Raw genomic sequence first — 24,153 nt, forward strand, 5'->3', positions numbered from 1 at the left:
GTTAGAGTCCAACCGGATGCCAGGTTGTTTTTGTTTCTTGGAAGTCAGTGATGTAATAGGGGGATTGTGATTCATCAGAAAGCCAATCTTCTACCGGTTTATACCGAACCCGCTTAAGATTTAAAGTGGCATTTTCATCTATTTGTTTCCTTTTTTCTGGATCGATATCAGGATCAGTATAAAAAAAGGCGTTCACATCTTTATGGGTCGTCATGTGTTCCAGGAGCTCATCGCGGTAACCGGTAAGAATATTCACAACTCCCCCCGGAACGTCTGATGAATTAAGCACTTCGGCAAAACTTATAGCACTCAGCGGATATTTTTCTGGTGCTAAAATGATACAAGTATTGCCGCCAATAATAACGGGAGCCATCACAGATACCAATCCCAGTAGGGGGCGATCTTCGGGTGCCCAGATGTTGACAACACCTGTGGGCTCGGGCATGGAAAAGTTAAAATGCGAGCTTGCCACCGGATTAATAGTGCCAAACACCTGCTGATATTTGTCTGACCAGCCAGCGTAGTAAATTAGGCGATCGATGGAGGCATTAACTTCTTCTGTAGCTTTTTTCGTTTTATAGCCAATGGTCTCCAGCTCTTCTACAAATTGAACCTTACGGGTTTCCAGCATTTCAGCAATGCGATACAGTATTTGTCCGCGGTTATAGGCAGTACGATCATTCCATCCGGATTGTGCTTTGCGTGCTGCTACAACGGCATCACGGACATCCTTGCGTGAACATTGACAGGCATTTGCCAGGATGTTATCGTCTCCGTCATAGACTTTGTAATACCGTCCGGATTCTGTACGTGGAAAATTGCCGTCCACATACGTTTTATAGGTTTTTTGTACTTCAATTCTGTCAGGCATAATATGTTATTTTAAGATCGTTGTCATTTCGAGCGCAAGCAAGTGATCCAATTATCTATTGTAATTTCACATAGGGATAAAGCCCCTGCAGTCCGCCTTCGCGACCTTCGCCGCTTTCTTTATAGCCGCCAAACGGTGAAGTGGGATCAAACTTGTTGTAGGTGTTCGACCATACTACACCATTGCGGATGTTACTTCCCACATTGAATATTTTAGATCCTTTATCGGTCCAAACACCACCGGCTAAGCCATAAGGCGTGTTGTTTGCTTTTTCGATTCCTTCTTGAGCCGTGCGAAATGTTTGGATCGTTAATACCGGGCCAAAAATTTCTTCCTGAACAATGCGATTGGATTGTGCAACATTAGTGAAGAGGGTAGGCCGGCAAAAATAACCTTTTTCGGGGATTTGACAGGAGCTTTGATACATCTCTGCACCTTCGTTGACCCCAATCTCGAGGTACTCATTAATTTTATTGTACTGCTGTTCGGAGTTAATGGCACCGATATCGGTATTTTTATCCAACGGGTCACCAACGATTAGTGTTTCCATTCGGTCGCGCAGTTTTTGAATCACCGTATCGGCCACACCTTCTTGAACAAACAGGCGCGACCCGGCACAGCAGACATGCCCCTGATTAAAGAATATTGCATTAATAACGCCTTCAACGGCTTGATTCAGGGGAGCATCCTCAAAAATGATATTTGGGCCTTTGCCGCCCAGCTCCAGTGTATAACGTTTATCGGTTCCCGCCAGCGACTTTTTGATAATCTTTCCAACATCGGTGGAACCGGTAAAAGCAATTTTGTCGATGTCATCGTGATTGACAATGGCAGAACCCGTTTGGCCTGCACCGGTGACAATATTAACTACGCCGTCAGGCAGGCCGGCATCCTGACATAATTCAGCAAACTTCAAAGCGGTAAGTGATGTTGTTTCGGCCGGTTTAAGCACCACGGTATTACCAGTTGCCAGGGCGGGAGCAATTTTCCAGGCCAGCATCAGGAGAGGAAAGTTCCAGGGAATAATTTGTCCGGCTACTCCCAGTGGTTCTGCATTTCGGCCGGGGAATGCATATTCGAGCTTGTCAGCCCATCCTGCGTAATAGAAGAAATGAGCAGCAGCAAGCGGAGCGTCGACATCGCGTGATTCACGGATCGGCTTACCTCCATCCATACTTTCGAGAATGGCAAACTCTCGAGCCCGTTCCTGAATCAGTCGGGCTAAGCGATAGATATATTTGCCTCGTTCTTTGGCCTCAAGCGTGGACCAGCTTTTCTCAAATGCTCTACGTGCTGCTTTTACCGCTTTATCAATATCTTGTTGAGTGGCTTCGGCAAAAGAAGTTAGCTTTTCTTCCGTGGCCGGGTTCAGTGAATCAAAATAACGGCCTTTTTCGGGAGCAATAAATTTACCGTCGATAAACAGATCATACTGATCTTTGTATTCTGCATGATCGGCATCTTGGGGCGCATCATCATATTCCCAAAAACCGTCAAAGTTCAGCTTTGAATTTGGAGAGGTAGGCTTAAACGGTTTTTCTTCAACGGTTTCAGCTTGTTTTGAATCTTCAGACATAACGATAAAAATCTATAATAAGTTAATTAGTCATTTCGAATATCAGTAGCAAATTAGTAGATCGATATGACAGTGGTATTTAATCTGTAGAAAAATAATCGGGTCCTTGATAAACACCGGTTTGCTGCTTTACAATCTGCATTAACAGATCGTTAGTCAGCGAACTGGCACCAAAACGAAAATATTCGGGCGTTAGCCAATCGGTACCAAGAGTTTCTTTTACAAGCACTAAATATTGAATAGCCTGCTTAGCTTTTCGAATACCGCCCGCCGGCTTCATACCGACCATACGGCCGGTATCATAAAAATAGTCGCGTATTGCTTCCAACATTACTAATGTTACCGGCTGTGTGGCTGCAGGTTTAACCTTACCGGTAGATGTTTTGATGAAATCCGCACCGGCATGCATAGCCAGATCGCTTGCTTTGCGTACGTTTTCATACGTTTGCAGTTCGCCGGTTTCTAAGATGACCTTGAGATGAGCCTCTCCGCAGGCCTCTTTAACGGCAGCAATCTCATCATACACATAGCTGTAATTCCCTTTCAGAAATTCGCCGCGTGAAATTACCATATCAACTTCATCAGCACCGTCTTCGACAACCTGTTGCGTTTCTTGGAGCTTTGCTTCCAGCGTGCTCATCCCGCTGGGGAAAGCCGTAGCTACACTGGCAATATTGATATCAGTGCCGCGCAGGGCTTTTTTGGCTGTAGGTACCATATTAGGATACACGCAGACAGCAGCTACAGTAGGGAGGTCAGGAAGTGCCACATAGGGCTCCTTGGCCTTCTGACAGAGCTGGATAACTTTTCCAGACGTATCCATGCCCTCCAGTGTGGTAAGGTCGATCATGCTGAGAGCCAATTCAAGAGCCTGTATCTTGGATTCTTTTTTTATGCTTCTGGAGTTAAGCCGTGATACCCGTTCCTCAACTCCTACTTCGTCAATAGGTACTGTTTTTGTGATTTCAGAAATCTTCAAAATCGAATTGTTCATTATTAATTCTGTAAAGCGTCAAACGCAACATAAAACATTGCGTTCATATCCTTTTGAAGGTAAGAATAGATTGTAATTCCCCCAAAATATAACGCCTAATTATCCAAGTAATGAATTACTGACAGCACACAGTTTGTAGGATTTTCCCTTATACCAATGCATGTAAGAATTTAGTATTCTGAATGCCATAAATCCAAAAAGGGGAGGTTAAATGAATGAGATAGAGAGTTATGAGAAGGTGTTGATTAATATGTCGCCCAAACAATGGCGTACATTTCTTATGGAGAATGCATTTATATCAAGAGATAAAATTAATGTTGAATTGGCCGAGACCTTCGCCCGGGTAGGGACATTGATGGATTTTAAGCAGTTTGTCCGCATAGACCATGTCGAAGCCATTGAAGGTTCGGCAGAGGCTTTTTTAACATATTGTGGCGTGTTGGGATATGGGGTTTATCTATCAAAATATTATGATCACGGATTACTTAATCAGCTTCGGGAACGAGCAAATGATCCCAGGCTCATCATACGAAAAGCGGTTATAAAAGCATTGCAATATATCGGCCGGAAAAAATTAAAACGGCTTCTTAATTATGTTGACGAGTGGAAAATCGGAACCCCTTTAGAGCAGCGTGCCTGTTTGGCCGCGGTATGTTCTGACAAGGTGTTAAAGGACCAAGAGGGGTACCTCGAAGCCATGGAGTTACTGGAGTGGATTACCGCCACGTTTGTCGAAGACTTGGAGTGGAATCAGGATTATAAAGTTTTGCAAGAGGAGGTTGCTCGATGTTGGTCTATTGCGGTTTCTACCAATCCTCAAAGAGGGAAACGGTTAATGGAGCGATGGATGAAAGAGCACCATTTTATGGTTAATACAGTTATGAAAAAAAGCTTGCTTAATGATTCATTGCAAACTTTGGATCCTCGGTGGGCAAATGAGTGGCTGACCAAACTTCAGTAATTTTACGGGGGTGAAAATCCCCACATTAACACCTTATTAAACAACTACAAATCGGGATTGTTTATCGCCAATTTGTGGTCTATACTGCAAATAGTGTCTGACAAGTTATTAACCATAATGTTAGAGGCTTAGAGAGAGTTTTTACTTCAGAGTTTTAGGGAGATGCTTTGAAGTAGTGCGCCGAGGGAGATGGGATAATACCCATCTCCCTTTTTTATGGTCTCATGAACAGATATTCTTAGTCAGATTCTGTGGATGTCAGCTTATCTTTCCGTTGTCACTGATACCTTTTTCAAAATTCTGGAAAGCTGTTTTTATATCCAATTCTTACGACCAAACGCTCTTCTAAAAAATCGACAACTCTTCAAGTATTACCGAATTTTGATCTTGAGTCGTTACTCCCGATTAAAATTTTCTCATGGCAGATGTGGGAAATATCACATTGAAGCTAAGCTTCTGTAATATTTTACTCCAAAAAACTGTAAGTAATGTCCTGTAGGGGTTTGAGACCTTTATCCTGCTTTTAATTGATGCTTGTCATGTAGGGAATATCCCCACACTATGTAAGGGGTGTTGAATGGTATTTCTTTTTGGAAATGATTGGTATTGTAATTGTTCAAATTTTGATTAGCTAAAGGAATTGCCGATAGAAATTAGCTATTTTTTATTATTTGGTGATTTTTAACGTATTAAGGAGTATTATCTTTTAAAATAGAGTGAAAGAGATGCAGGAACTATTAAATCATATCGCCAGCGCCCGCCAGATTCTGGAGCACATGGATCACGGTGTTATCACTACAGATTTGAACGGGATCGTAGCCTATTGGAATCATACTTGCGAAGAGATATTCGGTTATTCAAGAGAAGAGATGATTAATGAGCCTTTGAGCAAGATATATCCCTTTGTAGCGGAACAACAATATCACGAGCATTTTAAAAAATTACTATCAGGTGAGGAGGTTCAGGGCCAGTGGAAAAGCATAACGAAAGAAAATGAGATTATCTGGATTGATGTGAACGCCAAACCGTTGATGGATGATCAGGGAAAACCACAGGCAATCATTGCATCAGTGCATGATATTGGGGAACTAAAGCGAATTGAAAAAGAATTGGAAGAAAATAAAGCTCGCGCCCAGGCTATTTTGGAGACCACTCTTGATGGTATTTTTACGACTGATAATGAAGGCTATATCTTGAACTTTAATCATTCTGCCGCTCGTATTTTTGGATACCACGAAGAAGAGATTACGGGTAAAAATATCAAAGTGTTAATTCCCGATCCTAATTTTGTTACTCCTCGAGCAGATAATAAAGATGGCTATTTAATGAAATGGCATGACGAAACAGTTGAGAAAAATATCATAGGATATCGCCGAGAGCTGATGGGGCGGCGTAAAGATGGGTCTGTATTCCCGTTGGAGTTATCGGTCAGTGAAGTCGATTGGGAGGGAAGTCGAATTTTGACGGGGGTAGTAAATGATATCAGTGAACGTCGTCGCCTTGAACAGGAGATTTTGCGTATTTCAGAAGAGGAGCGCAGAAATTTAGGGCAGGATCTTCATGATGGTCTTGGACAAATGCTAACTGGGATTCATCTGATCAGTAAAAATTTGGCTCGCAAATTAGAATCCAACGGTATTCCCGGCTCAGATGAATTACAAGAGATATCTGATCTGATAAAAGAAGCCGATGAATATGCCAAAGCGTTAGCACATGGCTTAGTTCACATTGATTTTAAAGAAGAGGGGCTTAATACTGCCTTAGAACAGTTGGCTCAACAGGTCGAAAAGCTGTTTGATGTTAGCTGTGTGGTAAGTAATAAAGAAAAAATAAACCTGCATAATAATATGCAAGGCATGAACTTATACAGAATAGCTCAGGAATCAATTAGCAATGCTGTAAAGCACGGTAGGGCCAGTAATATTCGCATTGATTTAAAAACTGAAAATGGTTCTTTAAAACTTTCTGTAAAAGATGATGGTATTGGTTTTACCGAGTCTCGAAACAAAAAAAAGAAAACGGGTATGGGAATTAATATTATGCGGTACCGCGCGAATATGTTATCGGGACGTATTGAAATTTTCGAAACTGAGAATCAAGAAACAAAAGTAGTATGTACTATTCCATTTAACAATTAAGAAAAACGGTGAAGGCCCATGTCTAATAGTTTTAAGAAGAGCGTTGTTTTGGTTGATGATCACCCATTAATGCGTAAAGGATTGGCACTTACGCTGGATACTGATCCGGGCTTTGAGGTTATTGAACAGCTTGATCGCGGCGAAGAACTTATACAGCGATTGGATGAGCTCAACCCGGATTTAATAATTGTAGATGTATCTCTACCGGGAATGAGCGGCCTTGAATTGGTGAAGCATGTGATATCCCATAAAGAAGACCAGAAAATACTCGTAGTCTCACGCCATGATGAATCACTTTATGCCGAACGGGTTATCCGAGCAGGAGCAAAGGGATATGTGATGAAGCTTGAAGCCAGTGAGGTGTTGTTAAAGGCCGTTAGAAAGGTTTTAAATGGGGGCATCTACGTCAGTGAAGAGGTGAGTGAACGCTTATTGTTGGGAATGGCACGTGGACAAAAAGAGGTTATGGAATCACCCATTGAGAAACTTAGTGATCGTGAATTGGAGGTTTTTGAATTGACCGGTAAAGGGAATAGTACACGTAAAATTGCTGAACAACTACACCTTTCTGTAAAGACGGTTGAGTCATATCGTGCTCGGATAAAAACAAAATTAAATCTGGACAATGCTACTGAATTAATGGTTCATGCTGTTAAGTGGGTAGAAACCGAACATTCAGATATGTATTGATAAAATGATTATGTAAACGGTAAGCTGAAATACTGGTTATCCGCCTTTGTTAGCGTTTTTTGGATAACTAATTTCGTGATTTTCCTATGTAGGGAATTTACCTATCACCGAATCGCCTTTACACTTACAATGCTTCTATAGAAGCTATTGCACTTCCGCTGCCTTCTATGCTTTATGTTCAATCCAATGGGTATTTACCCCAAGAAACCATAAATCAAAAAGGAAGGAGTTATTATGAAGCAATTGACAAGATATCAGCCCACGACTGCCCCGGTGAGCAATTTGCGTAGAGAAATGGATCGCATATTTAATGAGCTTATTCCCTTTAGCTGGCGGTTGGATGACAATGAAACTGGAATGATGAAGTGGACCCCAACCACTGATATGTTAGAAACAGAAGCAGAATATATTGTTGAAGTTGAGTTGCCGGGACTTAGCAAGAAAGATATTCAGATTAACTGCCACGACAATGTGTTATCCATCGAAGGAGAGCGAAAACAGGAACATAAAGAAGAGCGTCCTGGATATTTACGGAGTGAGCGTTCATTCGGAGCTTTTAAACGTTCAATAATTTTACCGGCTCCAATTTTAGAAGATAAAGTTAAAGCTACGTTTAAAGAGGGGATTTTGAGAGTGACTGTTCCAAAAGCTGAAAAGAGCAAACGGAAATCCGTACCTATTGAATAGTCCGATTATATATTAGATTGGTTAAAAGGGCTGCGCAAAAGCGTGGCCCTTTTTATATAAAAAAATTATCAGGACTTTTATCGCTACATCATAATTTTATTGTAAACTTTTTCATAGCAATAATTTATAACTTTCTATTAAAAAAATTATAGAATCTAATCAACGTTAGGTTCTTACAGCTGAAGAGTTGTGATGAGTAATTCGAAAACGGTATCACTATCTCTGTAATGAAAAATCGGACAGTGAAGTGGGGTATCACCTGTAGTTATTCATCGCCGTTTTTTTATACATATCTATAATACTTTGAACTGATTAAGTGTAGAGGGTCGTTATGGATTCCAAGAAAATTAGCAAGCAGGAGTGGCAAAGGTATTTTGATGCATTCTCTATAAAATATCTAAAGGATAAACGGCCGGAATATATTGAGATTCAAGTGCTTTCGGAGGATATGGGAGCACAGAATGAAATTAAATGGACCCCCTTGAAAGGCATTACCTATGATCCCAAAAGTGATATCCTGGAAATACAGATCGATAAATTGGATCATCTCATTTCACATCCCCAAGAGATATATGTAAACGAAGAAGATAACGGTTGGTTAACTGCGATGATGGTGGTGCGGCGTGACGGTGAGAAAAGTATCATCGACATCAGATAAATATCAATATAAAAGGGACAGAAATCATCAAAAGTGCGGGTAGGTAACACAAATTTTTTTCGACTGTCCGCTTTAACAGTGCTTGGCTATGGCTACAGAAACACAAGTCCATTTTAATAAACAATATTTGGAAGAGGAGATACGCCAACTCGCTGAATTGCAGCAAGTTACCCTTGAAGCTAAGCCGATGCAATCGGTCGATGAAATTTTGGTATCGGCCAAAAAAACTCTCACCGAAACCTACACGGTGTTGGCAAGGGCGGCGAAGCTTAACCGGGAATTGAGTTCGGCGGGCGAATGGCTTATTGACAACTTTTATATTATCCAAGAGCAGATTGTACAGCTGAAAGCAGATTTGCCGAAATCGTATTACGAGAAGCTACCCCGGTTAACTCAAAGCGAATTTAAAGGGTATCCAAGAACCTACGAGATTATACAGCTGCTGGCATCAATCAGTGACAACATTATTGATCGGGAGAATACTACCATTGCCATTCGAGCCTACCAGGAGGTAGATACTTTAAATTTGGCTGAGATGTGGTCGGTGCCGCTAATGAATCGGTTAGCACTTATTGTTCGATTGGCCGAACGAAGTAAAAAGCTACTCAGAGATCGAAAGATCCAAGATGATATTGATGCATTATTAAATGATAAGATTTCGGGTAATATTGATGAACCCGGTTTTCTACTTCGGAAACTGTCCGAAATTGTTGATCAGCAGCACAACTCGATCCGCTATTTGGTGATTTTGGCCCAGCGTCTTCAATCACGGGGCATTTTTACTGAAAATGAACGCCGTTGGTTTGATTATAAACTTTCGAGCTGGGAAACGAACCTCGAAGAGCAACTTCGAGACCGGATACAGCAGACTTCGCGGCTGCACTTAAGTATTCAGAATGCCATATCTTCGCTGCGAGAAGTTTCAGAAACCGACTGGTCACTTTTTGTGGAGAGCTGTTCGGTCGTCGAGCGTATCTTGCGACTCGATCCCGCCGATATGTATCCGCGTATGGATTTTAGTACGCGCGATCGTTATCGCAAAATAGTGGAAAAGCTTAGTGCTCATTCCACCTACAGCGAGCAGGATGTGGCCGAAAAGGCACTGATGATGGCCGAAAGCGCTGCCCAAAACGGCACTAAACAGCGCAGTAAAAAAATGCATATCGGCTACTATCTTATTGACGACGGTTATGTTGATCTCTGCCAAAAACTATCGTACAAAAAGCCATTTGATGAGCGTTTGCGGGAGCTGGCTGAAGATTATCCTGTAATCTATTTTTCCCTTATTGGAATCCATTTTGTATTTCTTATTACCATTGTAGGGCTCGTTACCAATTTATTGGCCCGGGAAGTTTGGATGGTTATTCTCACACTGATTATTTCATGGTTGCCGGCTCTTGATTTATCTATTGTTTCTACCAATCGGATTCTTTCTTTTTTAATTCCACCCCGTATTTTGCCCAAACTGGAATTTGAGGGAGAAATTCCGAATGCGTACCGTACGGTTGTCATTGTACCAACGATGTTGTCATCACCTGCTGATGTGGAAGCACAGTTTGAACTCCTTGAAATTCGAGCACTGGCCAATGCCAACGAGTCGTTGCAGTTTGCTATTGTTTCGGATTTTCTTGATGCCGAGACTGAAACGAGAGAGGACGATGAAGCTATTTTGGAGGCAGCCCGCCAACAGATCAATCGACTGAATGTGCAATATCATAGTAAATTTGGTGATAAATTTCTGTTTTTTCACCGTAAGCGATTGTGGAATGATTCGGAGCAGAAATGGATGGGGTGGGAGCGAAAACGCGGTAAAATTGAGGAGTTCAACAAGCTGTTAAAAGATAAAGATGCAAGAACGAGTTTTACAGAAATCCCAGAAGATTTTTTTGCATCCGTCCAAAAGTTTCCGGTCAAATTTGTAATTACGCTCGATGCCGATACCAAACTCCCGCCGGGTAGTGCTCGCATGCTTATTGGGGCTGCTGCGCATCCGCTTAACCAAGCAGAGATCGATCCTGAGCGTAACATCGTAACAAAAGGATACGGCATATTTCAACCGCGTATATCCATCCCGCCCAAATCGGCTAATAAAACGATGTTTGCTAAAATTTATTCCGGCAACGTCGGACTTGATCCCTATACCACAGCCGTCTCGGATATCTATCAAGATATTTTTGGAGAAGGGGTTTTTACCGGTAAAGGATTATATGACTTAGATGTTTTTGAAAAAGTACTTGCTGATCGTTTTCCTGATAATCGTATATTATCGCACGATTTGTTGGAGAGTACCTATCTGCGGGCGGCTTTACTGACCGATATTGAACTTTTTGATGACTATCCGACTACCTATTTGAGTTATTCCAAACGGCTTCATCGGTGGATTCGGGGTGATTGGCAGATTTTGTATTGGCTGTTTAATAGGGTGTATAAAGGCGATAAGGACAAGGAAAACAATCCCATTAACAGTATTTCGAAATGGAAAATATTTGACAATCTTCGTCGATCACTCAATCCGGCTGCATTATTGATTTTTCTATTAGCCGGATGGATTTTTCTGCCGGGATCGGCGTTGATATGGACGGCCGCCGTATTTGGCATTATGGCTTTTCCCATCTACTCCAGTTTCTCAACAGATATTTTTCGACGTCCACAGCGTGTGGGATGGCGTCTATATCTGGATAAAATCCGTGTTGATATCAAGATGAATACTATTCAAGCGGTAACGAGTTTTTTGGATCTTCCGCACCAGGCTTTTATCTCACTGGATGCTATTTTCAGAACTCTTTATCGTCTGTTTGTATCGAAAAAACACTTACTGGAATGGACTACTGCTACCCAGGTCGAAAAAGAACATGCCAATGGATCGCAGTGGGAGTATTGGAAAAAGATGGCACCCAATATTATTTGGAGCGGACTTTGTTTAGCACTGGTAAGTGTTTTTAGTACCACGGTATTATTTATTGCAATACCTCTTTGTTTGGGATGGTTCATTGCACCTTATGTAACTTACTTTTTAGGGCGACCTCTTAAAACTGAAAAACGAGTACTGTCATCGCAGCAGCACAAAGAGTTACGCCAATATGCTCGAAGAACGTGGCATTTCTTTGAGCAATATGTGAATGAAGAACACTCTTGGTTGCCCCCCGATAATGTACAGGAAGAACCATATATCGGGGCGGTGGGACGTACATCCCCAACCAATATGGGTTTGGCTTTAACAGCGGTGTATTCCGCTTTTGAGATGGGATATCTCACCCTAACCGAAATGGTATCACAGCTTGATAAGATGCTAACCTCAATGAATAAACTCGATCGGTACCGGGGGCATTTCTATAATTGGTACAGTACGAAGTTGGGAGCAGTTTTGAATCCCAATTATGTATCCACTGTTGATTCAGGGAATTTGGCGGCCGCACTGCTGGTTGTTGAGCAGGCATTGCATCAATTGGATAAACAGCCCTGGCCCAATCCAGCGTTTTGGGAAGGGTTAGAAGATACTCTCCAAGTTTTAAATGATCTTTTTACCGAGCTCAAAGAGAGTGACAATCACCAAAATTTGGTTGATGAAGTGATTGCTATTACAAAGCAGATGGAAGATAACATTCCCAAAAACCCATCTAAGTCCATTGAAAACTGGAAAGATGACCTGGTTTTGCTTCGTAAAGATGCCCTTAAACTGGATGAACTTGCAGGCGGTGTCTTCGAGTATTCATTAGAGGATCAGCAAAGTCACGAGTGGAGCGATTGGATACAACGTCCGCTGATTCAGATCGAACATCAGCTGGATGAAATTGAGGAGTTGGGAGCAGTTGACAGCAAATCAACAGATAAAGAAACATTTAACCCTACCGTATACGCTGATCTTCTTGCCAGGGCTTCAAAATTGAGCCGTGTTTGTCGGCAGATGGTTCAGAGATGGATTTTTCATTGGTATATGATTCAGAGCGTGAGCTTTTTAGTATCGGGTATAATGTAGATCGGGCTCATCAGGATAACAGTTACTATGATCTGTTGGCCAGTGAGGCGCGGTTGGCGTCGTTTATAGCCATAGCAAAGGGAGAAGCCCCGCCAGAACACTGGTTTAGGTTGAGCCGGCGTTTAACAAGTATTGAGCGCAACGAAATTTTACTTTCATGGGGTGGTACGATGTTTGAATATCTGATGCCGCTGCTGTTTATGTCGCAATTTGAAAATACCCTACTCAGCAATACTTATGACAATGTGGTTTTGTGGCAACGAAATTATGGCTCCCTGCGGAATAAACCATGGGGATTTTCTGAAAGTGGGTATAACGTGCGAAACTTGGAATTACATTACCAATACCGGGCATTTGGTGTACCGGGGTTAGGGTTGCGACGTGGGCTTGCAGAGGATTATGTTGTGGCGCCATACGCTGGCATGCTCGCGCTGATGGTGGATCCAAGGCATGCTTTAAGCAACTTGCAAAAATTGCGGGATGTGGGGGCTTATGGGGCCAATGGTTTCTATGAAGCAGTCGACTATACCCCCCGGAATCTTGACATGAATGGGAGCACCGACAATGCCGTAGTAAAAATGTATATGGCGCATCATCAAGGTATGAGTTTGTTAGCGCTGTTTAATGTATTGGATAACAACCGCATACAGCGATTGTTTCATGATCATCCTTTGGTTCGTTCCTGTGAACTGCTTCTTCAAGAGCGAATTCCGCGAGGTATTCCTATCAAAGAACCGCGCCCTATTGATGTTGAGCTTGAGCCCGCAGAAGAGGAACGGGCAGTAAATGTCGTTGAACATGCCAGCATTGAGGATCTGGACGATACACCGCCTCGGACACATATTCTTTCCAATGGACATTATTCGACTTTGATTACCCATTCCGGAACTGGCTACTCTTATGCGGATGATATCATGCTTACCCGGTGGCGAGCAGATGTGGTGGCCGACCATTATGGCATGTTTTTCTATATACGTGATTTGGAAAGTGGCAATTACTGGTCGGCAGGCCATCAGCCGGTTAAGCGCAAGGCCGACCGTTACGACTCATGGTATCATTCCGGGAAAGTACAGGTTGCCCGGGTGGATGACTGGATTGAAACATTCATGGAAATCTGTGTTTCACCGGAAGACAATATTGAGTTGCGTAAAATAACTTTGACAAACTATTCTGACCGTAAACGGCAGATTGAGATTACCAGTTACGCCGAAGTAGTCTTAAACACGCAGCAGGCCGACCGAGCCCATCCAGCCTTTTCAAACTTATTTGTGCAAACAGAATATCTCCATCAGCATCATTCTATATTGGCCAAACGACGTCCTCGTGCAGAAGATGAAGATCCCATTTGGTTGGTACACACCATAGCCAGTGAAGGCACCGATCAGCATAACGAAGATCTGCAGATTGAAACAGATCGCGGCCAATTTATTGGTCGAAACAGGTCCATGCAAAATCCGCAGGCATTAGACCAGGGAGCAAGACTAAGCGGTACCGTGGGAAATGTGAAGGATCCCATCGTGAGTATTCGAAGAGTGATAACACTCAATCCCGGAGAGAAGAGGAATATTACTTTTGGGTTGGGGAGAGTAGCTAATCGAGAAGAAGCGGTGGCTATGGGGGATGAGTATGATAACCCCTATGCAACAGATCGTGTTTTTGAACTTGCTTCTATTTACGGCAATGTAGAGTTAGAGCATGTGGGCTTAAGTGGAGAGCAAGCCCAGTATATTCAACACCTCACGGGTTACCTTATTTATAATTGCGAGGTACTGCGTGCCGATGAAGGTACATTAACCCAAAATAAGAAAACGCAATCGAGCCTCTGGGCGCACGGCATTTCCGGGGATGTACCTATTTTGGTTTATCATATTGATGATAAAAAATATATGCGTGAAGTAACGGTATTACTGAAAGCACATCATTTTTGGCGCCAACGCGGGTTAAATATTGATTTAGTTTTTATGAATGATCATCCGCCGTCATATGTAAATGAGCTTCAAGAATTAATTCACCAGCAGATACAGCAAACCACCGAACTTCATACGCAGCGAGACAAAGGAGGGGTGTTTATCCTCCGCAGTGACGAGTTGGGTAGAGAGGATAATGTTCTTATCGATACGGTAGCCCATGTGGTTCTTGAGGGGAAATTGCCCAACCTTAAACAGCTAAAAGAAGATAATCAGGCAGTGATCCCTGAAGAAAACCATGTATCAACATTCAGGCCGATAGAACACGCTTTTGCCGAAAACCAATCAATCAGTGTTGGGGATGAGTTACTGTTTTATAATGGTTATGGTGGATTTACCGCAAAAGGACATGAATATGTTATTACGCTCCGGACCGATCCTGATTCCAAAGAACTGCTTTTCCCGCCGGCTCCTTGGATCAATGTATTGGCAAACCCCGAATTTGGTTTTTTGACGACCGAAAAAGGATCCTCTTATACTTGGAGTAAAAATAGTAGAGAAAATAAGCTTACTCCATGGTCAAATGATACGGTGTTGGATCCATCAGGTGAGGTGATTTATATACGTGACGAAGACGAAAAATTATTTTGGTCGCCCATGCCACAGCCGGTGCCCGGTAGTGCCAACTATGAAATCAGGCACGGGCATGGGTATTCCACTTATAAAAGTGCGACCATGAATATAGAGCAGGAAGTTACCACATGGGTAGCCAAAGATGATCCTATTAAGTTTGTAAAGCTTAGGCTTTCTAACGAAGGACTGATGGATAAAAAGCTAACATTGTTTCGGTATACCGACTGGGTATTAGGTGTTTTTAGGGAGGAGGCAACACGACAGATTATTACCTCGGTTGATGAAAAACTACAAGTCATATTTGCCAGGAACCATTACAATAATGAATTTGCCGGAAGGGTAGCGTTCACAGGGCTATCAACAGATCAGAAGACCCCGTCGATTTCTTATTCCTCCGATCGACAATCATTTATCGGGCGCAACCGAGATTTAAAAAATCCACTGGCAGTAATAGCAAAAACAGCCCTTAACGGACGTTTTGGGATGAGATTTGAATCGTGTGCTGCATTTCAGTTTCCATTGGAATTGAAGTCAGGTGAATCAGTTGAAATTTATTTCTACCTGGGCGAAGCACAACACCAAGAAGAGGCTCGTACGCTAATCAGTAAATACCAGTCTGCTGATGCAATTTTACAGTCACTCAGGGATGTCAAAGCGTTCTGGCGTAAGAAACTGGGTGGCATTAGAATTAAAACACCAGAGCCAGAATTGAATATTCTAATGAATGGCTGGTTGCAATATCAGAATATAGCATGCAGAATGTGGGGGCGAACCGGTTTCTACCAGGCGGGTGGGGCATTCGGATTCCGTGATCAGCTGCAAGATGCTACGGCAGCTTGCTATATAGATCCCGAGCTTACGCGTAATCAAATTTTATTGCATGCCGCCCATCAGTTTGAGGAAGGCGATGTGCTACATTGGTGGCATCCGCCGACTGATCGAGGTATTCGTTCAATCATCACTGATGATCTGCTTTGGCTGGCCTATGCAACAGCTTTTTACATCAAGAATACCGGGGATAAAGAAATTCTGGATGAACAGGTGTCATTTTTGAAAGCACGTCAACTGTACGAAGGAGAGCATGAGGCCTATTTGCAGCCAGAGGCTTCGCTTGAAAAGGAATCCCTATATGAGCATTGTTGTCGGACAATCGATCGATCACTAACCAAAGGCGAACATGGATTACCATTAATTGGAGGAGGGGACTGGAATGACGGGATGAACAAGGTAGGGGTTGAGGGCAAAGGTGAAAGTATATGGTTGGGATTTTTTCTCTACACCATTTTGGATGATTTTATCCCAATTGTGAAAAAATATGATGACAATAATAGACTTGAACAATATCGGGCGTATAAAAAAGAGTTAAAAAGGCATCTTAATAATGAGGGATGGGATGGCGAATGGTATCGTCGTGCTTTTTACGATGATGGGACTCCATTGGGATCATCCCAAAACGATGAGTGCCGCATAGATGCTATTGCACAGGCTTGGTCAGTCATTTCTGGAGCCGGTGCACCGGCCAAAACGGAAAAAGCATTACTTGCTGCTGAACAATATTTGGTATCAAAGGAAGATGGTATTATAAAATTACTCACGCCTGCATTTGACAAAACTGAGAAAAATCCCGGTTATATCAAGGGTTATATTCCCGGGGTGCGAGAAAATGGCGGCCAGTATACTCATGCCGCGCTTTGGTTGGTGAAAGCGTTTGCAGAAGCCGGAAAAACGGAAAAGGCCATTTCGTACATGAAGATGCTTTTGCCTATCAACCATGCTTTAAATAGTGTAGATGCAAACCGCTATATGGTTGAGCCTTATGCGGTTGCAGCAGATATTTATGGTGAACATCCGTTGGTCGGAATGGGAGGATGGACGTGGTATACGGGTTCTGCGGGATGGATGTACCGCGTAATCCTGGAATCTATTCTGGGCATATCCTTTGTTGATGGAACGAAGATTCAGATTGCTCCCAGTATTATTCCGTCGTGGAAGTGGTATGAGTGCTCGATAAAAAATAGAGCACTGGATGTGGAAGTGAATATCAAAGTCCTGAATCCTAATAAATTATCAGAAGGGAAAGTCTCTGCGTCATTCAATGGGTTACCGGTTTCCATAAAACATAATGTGGTGACCTGTAAAATTCCTGATAGCCCGGGCATTTATCAATTAAAAATCACCATAGAGGAGTAGGTCGTTGTGTATTTTTAGCGTGGTAGAATTTCTTACATCTACCATATCGTAGTACGTACATGGGACCGGAGAATAATTTCATACATTCATTTTCACGGAATCACAATTTGACTGCCCCAGAAAAATTTTTGCTATGGATATCATAAATGTTCTGATTATTGATAAAAACATTCTCGTAAGAAGGGCGATAACTACCATTCTGCAACAACATGAACAATTCCGGGTGTTTTGGTTGAATGATGAGTTTGATACGGTAGAAACAGTTGTTCGTGACGTTGAGCCTGATATTGTTTTGTTAAGTATCGAAAATATTGAGGGCGAAGGCTTAGATATTTTGCAAAAGATACGGACAACATTTAGCAATTTACCGGTGGTTGTGATAAGTCCCCGCAGTAAAGATGGGGCAAGAGCGGCTATAACGGCACTTCGTTTGGGAGCCATTGATTTCATTACCAAGCCAGAGTCAAAGAATCTCATTCTTTTTGCAGAACGCCATCTTAAAAAACGTTTGCAGCCTTTAATTAAGGCTATTTATAAAATGAATGAGCAACAACTTGTTGATAATGTTATGCTCGAGTCGTTGACGCAGCCGCAAAAAAGTTTTGAGGATTTTACTCCGGGAGTTGAAGACCAGCAGCCGATTGAAGTTGTAGTGATTGGTGGATGTACAGGAGGCGTACAAGCACTTTTTGAAATTCTAAGTAACTTACCCGAGGATTTGACAGTCCCAGTAGTAATAGTGCAGCATCTGCCACGGATCTATACCGAATATTTAGCTCATTCTTTAGATTCTTTTTGCAAGATACCAGTTCGAGAAGTTCAAAATGGGGAAAGCCTGGAGGCTGGCACTGTTTATGTTGCACCTGGTGGATATCAATGTGAAATTTCTCATTCAGCTTCAAAAATAGTGGCATCCGTACATCGAGGACCCCGTGAAAATAACATGCGCCCATCCATTGATGTGCTTTTCCGGTCTGCCGCCAATATTTTTGGTAATAAGACACTTGGAGTATTACTTAGTGGCTGTGGATGTGATGGATTGAGTGGTGCGGAAGAGATAACAAAACACTCCGGGAAACTTATCATTCAGGATCCCCGATCTGCCATTGCTTCAGAGCTTCCATTGTCGGCTATTTCGCAGGGGTTGACTAAAATGTATTGTACTCCACAAAATATTGCGCAGCAAATTACTAAGCGCTCTATGCTTGTTAGCAGTGATTATTATTCGCAGGAAAAAGATCCAATAAATACCAATTATTTGTTTTAGATTATCCATAGATACATCATGCAGAATATGATAATATTCATCTATGGACAGATCAGCTGATACCAATCCATTCTATGACAAACAACCGTGGGCACTGGATATATCCACAATTCTTCAAGAATTAGAGGTTAATTCGGAAGATGGACTCTCCACTAAACAAGTTGAACAGCGACAAAAAAAGTATGGAGCTAATCAGCTTCGCCAGCATAAAAAGCGTAGTTTAGCTGAGATTCTGATCGCTCAGCTAAAGAGTATAATTATTCTTCTATTGGCTGCTGCTGCGCTTTTCGCATTTTGGCTGGGTGAATATGTGGACGGTTGGGCCATTATGATTGTGATCATTATTAATACCGGTATCGGATTTTTTACCGAACTACGCGCCGTTCGCTCCATGGAAGCTCTTTTCAAGTTGGGAAAAGTGGCCACGAGAGTCCGCCGAGCAGGTAAGATTTTAGAAGTTGATGCCGAAGATTTGGTGCCGGGGGATGTGGTCATCATCGAAGGAGGCGATATTATCACTGCTGATCTGCGCATTATGGAACAATCCAAGTTACAGGCGGATGAATCAGCGCTTACAGGAGAAAGTTTGCCGGTATCAAAACAGGCTGATGCGATTGCAAAAGATACCGTATTGGCTGAGCGGAGTAGCATGCTTTACAAAGGGACGGCAGTAACACGTGGGGCAGGTGAGGCGGTCGTAATATCAACCGGATTAGACACCGAACTGGGAGCAATTTCATCGCTGGTTGAGGAAGCTGATCAAGAGCAAACCCCACTTGAAGAGCGGCTCGATAAGCTTGGCTATCGCTTAATTGCGGTAACACTACTGATAGTGCTGTTTGTGGTGGGATCAGGCATCTGGGCCGGCAAAGAATTGTATTTGATGATTGAAACGGGCATTGCATTAGCTGTAGCTGCGATCCCGGAAGGATTACCTATTGTGGCCACTATCGCTCTGGCTAAAGGTATTCGGCTTATGGCTAAGAAGAATGCTTTAGTGAACCGACTGTCATCGGTAGAAACGTTAGGGGCTACCGGAATTATCTGCACGGATAAAACCGGAACGCTGACAGAAAACAAAATGACGGCTACCGGTATCTATCTTTCAGGAGATCGGGATGTTAATTTGTCTGAGCAAACTGCTACAGATAACAGTGATCTAAGATTGGCTCTAGAAGTGGGGGTTCTCTGCAACAACGCATCGCTGCATCACCAAAAGAAAGGCGGGACGGGTGATCCACTGGAGGTGGCATTGCTTGAGGCCGCTAAAAAAGGAGGAATAGCGCTTGATGAACTCTCGTCACAATATAGAGAAGTACGGGAGGAATCTTTTGATGCGGATGTGAAAATGATGGCAACCTGGAATCAGTTGAATGACGGAGAATACCGGGTTAGTGTGAAGGGGGCGCCGGGTGCGGTTCTGGATGTTTGCAGTTCGGTTATGATGGATGGGAATGTAAAACCGTTACAAAAGCAGGATCGCCAACAGTGGGAGGAACTTAATCTGAAGCTGGGACAAGAAGGGTTGCGCATGTTGGCATTAGCTGTTAAAACGGTGAATACGACCGAAGGAAATCCCTACGAAGAGTTAACGTTGGTGGGGCTTATAGCACTGAACGATCCGCCCCGCAGTGATGTGAAACCTGCTATTTTGCGGTGTCAGCAGGCAGGGATTCGGGTGGTGATGATAACTGGCGACCAAAAGGCAACAGCGGAATCAATTGCTGAGGCCGTTGGAATTGATCCGAAAAACCGTGAAGCTATTCACGGCAGAGAGTTACCTGATATAGCCGGCTTGGATTTAGACAGCGAAGAGGCTAATCGTATCTATCACACATCGGTCTTTTCTCGTGTGAGTCCCAACCAAAAACTGGATCTTATTGAGCTGTTTCAAAAGAAAGGGCAAATTGTAGCGATGACGGGGGATGGTGTAAATGATGCGCCCGCTCTTAAGAAGGCCGATATTGGTATTGCCATGGGGCAAAGGGGCACACAGGTAGCGCAAGAGGCCTCCGATATGGTTCTTACGGATGATGCTTTCTCCACCATTGTAAGTGCAATAGAACAGGGGCGCGTGATTTTTAATAACATACGTCGTTTTATTTATTACCTGATGTCGTGCAATGTGAGTGAAGTGATGGTGGTAGCTATGGCAACCATAGTGGGAACGACCTTGCCCATTTTGCCATTGCAGATCCTGTTTTTGAATTTGGTAACTGATGTTTTTCCGGCCTTGGCATTGGGTGTTGGTGAGGCCGAGGAGGGGATTATGCAAAAACCGCCGAATAATCCGGATCAATCTATTTTAGGTGGTAGCGAGTGGATGGGAATAGCCGGATATGCCTTAATTATCACAGTATCAGTTCTGGGATCACTTTTTATTGGAATGGAATACTTGATGCTATCGGCAGATAAAGCAGTCACCTTGTCTTTTTTAACGCTTGCTTTTGCCCAGTTATGGCATGTATTTAACATGCGCAGCAGCGGTTCCAAGTTTTGGAATAATACGATTACAAAAAATAGCTACGTTTGGGGCGCACTATTGTTGTGCACGGGCTTGCTTTTTATGGCGGTTTATGTGCCGGTATTCAGTGATGTGCTAAAAGTTACTCCCCCGACAGCAACCGGTTGGATAGTAGTCTTTGGCATGAGTGGCGTTCCGCTTTTGGTGGGACAACTGTGGAAAACCTTTGAAACTGATTTTCAGATTTGCCAATAATAAAAAAAGCCAACAGTTTCCTTATTTCAGCATTATCTGAATTAAGTATTGGAGGTATAATCTCAGCCTTGAATTATCAAAGCACCCTCAACTGTTGGCTTTATTATCGGTATTGTTATACCGATGAATTTTAGACCGTTGCACACAACTTTGAAAAGCCTGATGTAGGCCAGTTTCCAAGAAGAAGTCTCCGGTCATTAATTTGGACTTACCCTCATATTATACCGTAGCATTCATAGGGCCGTGCAATTTCAAAATGTCAAACTCTCCTGTTTTTATCTACAATCAATATAATACCGGAGTAGGAATACATCTGTAGGCAGAATCCGATACAACGTGTAGAAATTTTCATTACACAAAATAGCTCACGGATGCCTAATATTTGATTTTTGTTCAAATACGGTTAAGAGAGCAGGTAATAAGAATAATGCCGCAAATAGGGTCAATCCAATACCTAAAACGGCCATTTCTCCTATTGATCTCATTCCCGGATGTATGGAAAAAAGAAGACCGGCAAAGCCGAGCATCGTAGTAATTGCACTTACGGTAATATGTTCACCGGTTGAGGTAAGAACCTTGCGGATCGAACCCTTGCCTTCTTCCAGATATCGATGGACCAGATGGATGCCACTGTCGTCACCAATACCCAAGACCGTAGGCAGCACTACAAGGTTGTAGAAATTGAGCTTCCATCCCACAATTTCAAGTAATCCGAACATCCAAAGAAAACTGGCTGTAAGCGGAAGTAAAGCTAAAATCATCCATTTTATCTTGCGCAAAACTATAAGTTTAAAGATGATGATGAATAGGATAGTGAGGGTGACCATAATGGGTGTTTCTTCTATCATCAGCCGGAGCATATCAGAGGCGACAATTGAGGTTGATCCCGCATAAAATGTTTGCCCATTGGGAATGGTGATTTCACCAACATCATCAGCAAAAAGTATTGAATTACGTCCGTCAGCAAGCCCAACAGATGGATGTATAATCACTAAAGTGCCAATTTCTCCCGTTTTAGAGGTAAAGGGATCTTTTATGAAGGCAGGAACATCCTCCAATGGAATGAAACTCTTTGTGGATGCTGCCTGACGTAATTGTGCTATCTGTGGATCATTTGAATCTTTAAGGAATGGGTCTTGAAGTAGCTCACGGATATCATTAATGCGATTTAACTGCTTTTGAGCAGCAACACTGTCTTCCCGGTAACGATCCTGGAAGATTTCTACTGATCGTATGGTGGGTGTTAAGGTATCGGTAGCTATATGGCTACGAAGTTGATTGGCTACAGCAATAGCTTGGCTGGGGGTATCAACAATTATGTAAGCTGCATTGCGGGTTTTCCGGTCACTATACACCTTATTCATTTCATCACGCAATACGGTATATTCCTTATATTCCGGTTCTAACTTTGCGAAATCATATTCAAATTTTAAATTAGGAAGTTCGACAACGGTTACTGCTGTTATAATGAGCGCAATGGCTATAATTATATATGATATTGTCAGGTTTCTACGGGATTGTTGTTTTGCAGGCGTCGAAGTATCTTCTTGCACTTTTTTAAGAGGATGATCGGATAAATTAAGCCACTTGATTTGTTCAAGAATTACTAACAAGGCCGGCAGTACAAAGATATAGGCAATAATAGAGAGAAGAAGGCCTACGCCCGCAATAAATCCGAATTCACTGAATCCTTTAAAGTCTGCCAGCATAAGAATAAAAAATGCTGCGGCTGTTGTTATCCCCACAATGGCAATAGCCTGTCCTGTAGTCATAAATGTTTTTATAAGGGCATCAGGTATGGAATTCGTTTCTCGTTCCTCGGTGTATCGAGCAAAAAAATGGATCCCAAAATCTATACCCATTCCAAAAAGAAGCAACCCCAAGGTAGCGGTCATGATGGTTAGTTTTTGATAGGCCAGCCATGCAATTCCAAAAGTAAGGGTTAAGCTGAATGCCATGGGTAGAGCAACAATGAGCGCATGAGCCGGAATATGGCGAAACTGTTTAAGCATCAGACTAAAGGAAAAATAGTCACCGGCTTGAGATCGATAGCTTTTGTATTGAAAGTAGAGCACTACAAATACAAGCAGTAGTAATGCTCCGGCCCCAAAAGAGTTTATGATATCTTTGGTAATAGCTTGTACTTCGATGAGTGTCCGGATCAGCCGTCCTGCCAAAACAATATTCATATTGGGATGAAAGTCGGCCGGTCTTATCCGATTGACAAGGTTTTGCAGCTCGCTATAGGTATTACGAACAAAGGTGAGGTCGGTTTGGGATCCGCTCGGAAATAGTTTGACCGCTAGTGCAGTGGAATCCGGTGAGATAGCATATTCGGCTCCAATAAGCTCATTGTACAGGTTGCTTAGCTCGTTGCCCAGAGAATCCAACTCAGAAGATTCTTCATCATCCAGTTCAAAATAAAACGGGTTTGCTTCTTCTTTTGCCTTATCAATTTTTTGAACCAGGTAATCTTGCAGTTGATCCAACTCTTTATCGGTAGCGAAATAAAGGGCATTTTCTTTTATGAAGGTTATCTCTTTGCGATATTCTGCACGGACAAAATATGGATTGCCGTTTGCCTGCTGCATTTGTAATGCTTGAGGAATGAGTGCTTCGGCAAATGCTTTATTTGCTTCCAGTGAAGGGCTCTCTATAATTACAGCCACTTCATGTTCGGCACCAACTTGTTCTTGAAGCTTTTGCAGGGCTTGTACGCTGGGATAATCGTCTGGAATAAGCTCAGAAAGGTCGGTATCAACCCGAAGGTTGGTGGCCAGTACCAATCCTATGATGCTTAAAACGAGGCTAACTACAAGAGCTGAAATTGGAAAACGAATAATGGATTTTAAGATCCGTTGTAACCTGTTAAAAATCGTTTCCATA

The 24,153-nt window shown here is 42.7% G+C and carries 13 protein-coding genes and 1 riboswitch; of the genes, 9 read left to right on the forward strand and 4 right to left on the reverse strand.

Annotation, left to right across the window (positions count from 1 at the left end):
* Position 1 precedes the first annotated feature (1 nt).
* The 3 genes from ACQ76V_RS02010 to deoC form a co-directional block, all read right to left on the reverse strand.
* Positions 2 to 871: an aldehyde dehydrogenase family protein gene (locus ACQ76V_RS02010; RefSeq protein WP_440998789.1), complete on the reverse strand. Its 870-nt coding sequence runs from the start codon at positions 869 to 871 to the stop codon at positions 2 to 4.
* A gap of 55 nt (positions 872 to 926) precedes the next feature.
* Complete coding sequence (locus ACQ76V_RS02015) at positions 927 to 2,447, reverse strand: aldehyde dehydrogenase family protein (RefSeq protein ID WP_440998790.1); 1,521 nt, start codon at positions 2,445 to 2,447, stop codon at positions 927 to 929.
* 79 nt (positions 2,448 to 2,526) lie between these two features.
* Positions 2,527 to 3,441: a deoxyribose-phosphate aldolase gene (gene deoC / locus ACQ76V_RS02020; RefSeq protein WP_440998791.1), complete on the reverse strand. Its 915-nt coding sequence runs from the start codon at positions 3,439 to 3,441 to the stop codon at positions 2,527 to 2,529.
* 211 nt (positions 3,442 to 3,652) lie between these two features.
* Between deoC and ACQ76V_RS02025 the strand changes: the two genes are divergently transcribed.
* The 9 genes from ACQ76V_RS02025 (at position 3,653) to ACQ76V_RS02065 (ending at position 21,267) form a co-directional block, all read left to right on the forward strand.
* On the forward strand, positions 3,653 to 4,402 hold the full coding sequence (locus ACQ76V_RS02025) for a hypothetical protein (RefSeq protein WP_440998792.1): 750 nt from the start codon (positions 3,653 to 3,655) through the stop codon (positions 4,400 to 4,402).
* 725 nt (positions 4,403 to 5,127) lie between these two features.
* Positions 5,128 to 6,540 (forward strand): PAS domain-containing sensor histidine kinase, encoded by a 1,413-nt coding sequence (locus ACQ76V_RS02030; RefSeq protein WP_440998793.1) that lies wholly within the window; start codon positions 5,128 to 5,130, stop codon positions 6,538 to 6,540.
* An 18-nt stretch (positions 6,541 to 6,558) separates the two neighbouring features.
* A complete protein-coding gene (locus ACQ76V_RS02035) occupies positions 6,559 to 7,230 on the forward strand; it encodes a response regulator (RefSeq protein ID WP_440998794.1) in 672 nt (223 codons plus the stop codon).
* 234 nt (positions 7,231 to 7,464) lie between these two features.
* Entirely contained in the window at positions 7,465 to 7,917 is a 453-nt protein-coding gene (locus tag ACQ76V_RS02040) for an Hsp20/alpha crystallin family protein (RefSeq protein WP_440998795.1), read from the forward strand.
* 331 nt (positions 7,918 to 8,248) lie between these two features.
* Positions 8,249 to 8,575 carry a DUF5335 family protein gene (locus ACQ76V_RS02045; RefSeq protein ID WP_440998796.1) on the forward strand — a complete coding sequence of 109 codons (327 nt, stop codon included), beginning with the start codon at positions 8,249 to 8,251 and terminating at the stop codon, positions 8,573 to 8,575.
* An 88-nt stretch (positions 8,576 to 8,663) separates the two neighbouring features.
* The gene (locus ACQ76V_RS02050) at positions 8,664 to 12,551 is read left to right on the forward strand and encodes a hypothetical protein (protein ID WP_440998797.1); all 3,888 of its coding nucleotides are present in this window, start codon (positions 8,664 to 8,666) and stop codon (positions 12,549 to 12,551) included.
* Positions 12,491 to 17,281 (forward strand): GH36-type glycosyl hydrolase domain-containing protein, encoded by a 4,791-nt coding sequence (locus ACQ76V_RS02055; protein WP_440998798.1) that lies wholly within the window; start codon positions 12,491 to 12,493, stop codon positions 17,279 to 17,281. The genes ACQ76V_RS02050 and ACQ76V_RS02055 overlap by 61 nt, the downstream gene beginning before the upstream one ends.
* A gap of 133 nt (positions 17,282 to 17,414) precedes the next feature.
* Positions 17,415 to 18,548 (forward strand): chemotaxis protein CheB, encoded by a 1,134-nt coding sequence (locus ACQ76V_RS02060; protein ID WP_440998799.1) that lies wholly within the window; start codon positions 17,415 to 17,417, stop codon positions 18,546 to 18,548.
* Positions 18,549 to 18,591: 43 nt separating this feature from the next.
* Positions 18,592 to 21,267, forward strand: a complete 2,676-nt coding sequence (locus tag ACQ76V_RS02065) for a cation-translocating P-type ATPase (protein WP_440998800.1) — start codon at positions 18,592 to 18,594, stop codon at positions 21,265 to 21,267.
* A gap of 1 nt (position 21,268) precedes the next feature.
* Positions 21,269 to 21,366, reverse strand: a riboswitch (TPP riboswitch).
* Positions 21,367 to 21,632: 266 nt separating this feature from the next.
* On the opposite strand, the gene ACQ76V_RS02070 is transcribed toward ACQ76V_RS02065, so the two are convergent.
* Positions 21,633 to 24,152 carry an efflux RND transporter permease subunit gene (locus tag ACQ76V_RS02070; RefSeq protein ID WP_440998801.1) on the reverse strand — a complete coding sequence of 840 codons (2,520 nt, stop codon included), beginning with the start codon at positions 24,150 to 24,152 and terminating at the stop codon, positions 21,633 to 21,635.
* Position 24,153: the final 1 nt, after the last annotated feature.

Origin of the sequence: Fodinibius sp. SL11, assembly GCF_052060035.1 — a bacterium.
In the GTDB taxonomy this organism is placed as follows: Bacteria; Bacteroidota; Rhodothermia; order Balneolales; family Balneolaceae; genus Fodinibius.